2 protein-coding genes and 3 pseudogenes are annotated in these 4,229 nt (G+C 60.0%); 3 read left to right on the top strand and 2 right to left on the bottom strand.

The window, feature by feature from the left end; translation table 11 throughout:
* The first annotated feature begins 202 nt into the window (after positions 1-202).
* Positions 203-814, top strand: a complete 612-nt coding sequence (locus FXV83_RS44820) for a hypothetical protein (protein ID WP_235940623.1) — start codon at positions 203-205, stop codon at positions 812-814.
* A complete protein-coding gene (locus FXV83_RS41740; RefSeq protein ID WP_235940622.1) occupies positions 793-1,860 on the top strand; it encodes a tyrosine-type recombinase/integrase in 1,068 nt (355 codons plus the stop codon). The genes FXV83_RS44820 and FXV83_RS41740 overlap by 22 nt, the downstream gene beginning before the upstream one ends.
* Before the next feature lie 252 nt (positions 1,861-2,112).
* Here the strand turns inward: FXV83_RS41740 and FXV83_RS41735 are convergent.
* Positions 2,113-2,436: pseudogene (locus FXV83_RS41735) on the bottom strand (transposase); the annotation flags it as partial.
* 91 nt (positions 2,437-2,527) lie between these two features.
* Here FXV83_RS41735 and FXV83_RS41730 point away from each other — a divergent pair.
* Positions 2,528-3,655 (top strand): annotated as a pseudogene (locus tag FXV83_RS41730) (IS256 family transposase); the annotation flags it as partial.
* A gap of 253 nt (positions 3,656-3,908) precedes the next feature.
* Here the strand turns inward: FXV83_RS41730 and FXV83_RS41725 are convergent.
* Positions 3,909-4,229, bottom strand: a pseudogene (locus FXV83_RS41725) (IS110 family RNA-guided transposase); the annotation flags it as partial.

Here is a 4,229-nt window from a genome sequence, read left to right as displayed (position 1 = left end):
AATCACGACGCGCGATTCGATGGAATCCTCAAAAGCAAAATTGCAAGCTTTTGGGTCGTCAAAGCCCGAAAGCCTGCAATCTCAAAACCCCTCTCGTCAGAAAAAAAGGACTCCCGTTCAATGACTTGGAAGTTCTTCACGGACGACGCGTTATTGCTCCCGTGGGGGGCGCGGCTCCCAGGCTGGGGCTGATCGATCCCCAGTGTTTGCCGCCGCCGTCCGCTCGCTCGCGCTGCCGCCGTTGATCCTGTTGCACGGCATCGGAAAGATAGCGAAGATTACCGTGGTGATCCAATTCGGAAGACCTAGTTGCGCGAGGGGGGCGACCCAATTGTACGATTCCACACCCCATCATTCGACAAACGAACGTGCTGGGTTTATTTCGAACGAGACCTTTGCAACTCTGCCACACCTTACCGATTCTTTTGGCTCTGGTGTTTCGAAGAAGCGATCGATGAGCAATCGAGCGCAAGCTGAAATTACGCCCGACACCCCTCTTCGCCTTGCTGATGCCGTGAAGATCGCCTTTCCTTTAGGAGGCATGACGGTCGCGGGCTTACGTCGTGAGCGCGATCGTAACCGATTGGTTATCGAGAAGATTGCCGGGAAAGAATTTACAACGCTGGCTCATATCGAACGGATGCGAGAGCTATGCCGCGAAGAAGCAAGGGCGCCAGACTTCAGCTCAAGGCCGCACGCCGAAGCAAGACCGGAAGGATCGCTCACCAAGCAACCTGGATCATCAGGGACAGCGCTCGGGATGTCAGCACAGGCTGCGCTGCAGATGAGATTGTGGCCGCGGAGGAAAAACTAAGGGACTACATAACCTCTAAACACACCCCGAAGCGACGGGTCCGCCACATAGACGATATCGCAATCGCGGATGTCCTCTCAATTTATTTGGATGGGCAGCTGGACAAGCTTTGCGGCCGTTTCAACGTCGATAGCGAAAGCGAAGATACCATCCCCGATATCCGCAAGTTCAAGAAACGAATCGGACGATTGAACGAGTGGTGGGGGGCAAAAATGCTTGGCGAGGTCAATGGGGAGGCATGTCGCGCCTACGCCAAGAACCGCGGAAAGAAGGGAGGCGCGCGCCGAGACCTCGAAGATCTCCGCGCTGCCATCGGTCACCATGCAGCCGAAGGATATCATCGGGAAATCGTCAAGGTCTCGCTGCCAGAGAAGGGCTCGCCGCGAGACAAGTGGCTGACCCGCGGCGATGCCGCCAAACTGATTTGGACCTGCTGGCGCTATCGCGAAATGCAAAAGAAGTCGCGTCGGCCGATGGACATGAAGATCCCCACAAGCAAGCATCCGCTCCGCCATCTTGCTCGGTTCATTTTGCTGGGGATCTACAGCGGAAGCCGCGCAGGAGCGATCGCGGCCGCATCGCCCATTCCCGCGATCGGTCGCTCTTATGTCGACCTGGAGCGCGGTCGCTACTACCGTCTAAAACAGGGCAGCGCCAAGACCAACAAGCGGCAGCCGACGGTGCCGATCCCCTTTCGATTGCTTGCTCACCTGCGGCGCTGGCACCGAATTGACCCAGAGGCGAAGCATTTCGTTGAGTACAACGGAAGGCCCGTCACCTCAGTCAAAACGGCATTTAGAAGTGCCGCGAGGCTCGCGGGGCTTGCACCGGGAATATCCCCTCATACGCTGCGACACACCGCAGCGACTTGGCTCATGCAGAGAGGCGCGGACCCTTGGCAAGCAGCGGGTTATCTCGGAATGTCGCTTGAGGTGCTGCTCAACACCTATGGCCATCACCATCCCGATTATTTGTCCGACGCCGTCGAGAAAATCGCCAAGCGCGATCCAGCCGGCGAACGAAAAGTGCACGTATCTGTGCGGTGATTCCGATCAGCCGAAACGGCGGCTGATAATTGCTGATTTCATCGGTGGGCCCGGCAGGAGCATCCACCACTATCGTAAAGCCCCGATTTCTAAGCGCGGTCTGTTATATCTCACTTTGCTCCACATCTAACGCGTGCGCACATCCGCTAGCAATATCCGGCCGCTATGTAGCGTTGGAAACGCGATGGGAGGTGGAAGGGAGCAGGAAAACATCTGATGGTCAACGCTAGCCAAGTCTGGACTAGTGGTTCATCACAGTGGTTTTGACTCTTTGGAGGTCGTTGGATAGGCGCGGCGGAGTTTGGCGCGGGCTTTGTCGGTTGTGAACATCCATTTGATGCGTTCTCGGGTTTTATTTCGCTGCCGTTGCCATGCTGTGATCTCGTTTCGGAGCCGTTTGGGATCGTCGATGCGACGGCCGAGACATTGACGCTGCAGCACGCTGATCTCGCACTCGACCATGTTGAGCCAACTTGCGTGTTTCGGGGTGTAGTGGAATTCGAGGCGGCGCAGGATGCGACGGGCCTCAGCGGGCGCAAATGCTTGATACAGCGCGCCGGCGGTATGGAGAGCTATTGCCCAAAGTTGGTGACAACGGGAATCGGGAAGGCGGCATATCGTGGGGGTGCTTGACGCCTCCACTTCTCCACCGAAGGAGCGATATGCCCTGTCCAACGATACCGTCATCCAGCTGATTCAGCCAGGAATCTTCGACGATCAACTCACAGAAGTCTTGCGCAACGGGGCACGTGCCCTTCTCGCCAAGGCGGTCGAAGCCGAGGTCGCAGACTTTCTCGGCCAGCATGCCGATTTGAAGACCCCGGACGGCCACCAGCGCGTCGTGCGCCACGGCCACCTGCCGGAGCGCGAGGTGATGACCGGTATCGGTCCGGTCGCCGTCCGCCAGCCGCGTGTACGCGATCGCGAGGCCGCCGCTGCCGATCCTGGCCGCATCCGGTTCTCGCCGTCGATCCTGCCGCCCTACATGCGCCGCTCGAAGTCGATCGAGACGCTGCTGCCGGTCCTTTATCTGAAGGGGATCTCGACCGGCGATTTCTCCGAGGCGCTGGCGGCGCTGCTCGGCAAGGATGCTGCCGGGTTGTCGGCATCAGCCGTCGGTCGCCTAAAGGATGGCTGGCGCGACGAGCACACCGCGTGGCAGAAGCGCGATCTGTCGGCGAAGCGCTACGTTTACATCTGGGCCGATGGCATCCATCTGGAGGCGCGGCTCGAGGACGAAAAGCAGTGCATCCTCGTGCTGATCGGTGCGACGCCGGAAGGCCGCAAGGAACTGGTCGGCTTCACCGATGGTGCCCGCGAGAGCGCGCACGACTGGCGCGATCTGCTGCTTGATCTGAAGCGGCGCGGGCTCGACGTGCCTCCGCGGCTCGTCATCGCCGATGGCGCACTCGGCTTCTGGAAAGCCGCCGGTGAGATCTGGCCGAAAACGCCCGAGCAGCGTTGCTGGGTGCACAAAACCGCCAACGTGCTCGCCAAGCTGCCGAAGAGCCAGCAGCCGAAAGCCAAGCGAGCGTTGCAGGAGATCTGGATGGCTGAAACGAAGGTCGCCGCCGAGCTGGCGTTCGACGCCTTCATCGAGAGCTACTTGCTGAAATACGAGAAGGCGGCCGACTGCCTGAGCAAGGATCGAGACACGCTGCTCGCATTCTACGACTTCCCGGCCGAGCACTGGAAACACTTGCGGACGACGGATGAGATCGACAAGCAGTTTTTAGCGGGCTCCGGAAGATGCATTCTTTTGTTCGACCGCGCCGCCGGCATTCTTCCGTCCCGACCGCCCTTCTCGCAGCTGCCGCGCGCAGGGGCGGTCAAGGCTGGCCGCAGTTTGCGGCCACCGCAAGGCTCGGCCTTGACCGGCCCGAGCACGGCGGCATCCTCGATCGGATCGGGCCTGGAAAGAAACAATGACTCACCGGCCCCGTGTCCCAGGGGGATGGGAACTAGCCCGAACAGCGATTGTTATTGTCGTGCGCGGGTGACCTCGTGGCGAAGAGCGGCGCGTCGGCTGTAAGCGTCGCCGGGCAGCCCTATCTGTGTCCTGCCGGGTTGAGGCGCCCGCGCGCCTTTTCTTTTGGCGGGCGCGGGCGCCAAGCTTCGACAAAGTGCTCATACCTTCTCTGCGCTTGCTCGGCGACGTGCATCTCCTGATCGCGGAGTTGTTTGATATTGTACGCGTAGGCAGGGCCGCGCGTGTTGCCTTTTTTCTGCGCTCGGCCAGCCTGTAACTCCATGCCGCGCATCTTGTGAGCGACAAGACTGGGCCGGGCCCAGAGGTAATCCTCTTCGTTCGTCAGCAGATGCCAGCACAGGACGGTCAGCTTGCGCGCTACGGCGACGGCGGCCACCTG

It is taken from the genome of Bradyrhizobium hipponense (assembly GCF_008123965.1).
Classification (GTDB): Bacteria; Pseudomonadota; Alphaproteobacteria; order Rhizobiales; family Xanthobacteraceae; genus Bradyrhizobium; species Bradyrhizobium hipponense.
Note: the sequence above shows the minus strand (reverse complement) of the source record. Positions and strands in the feature narration are given on the sequence as shown.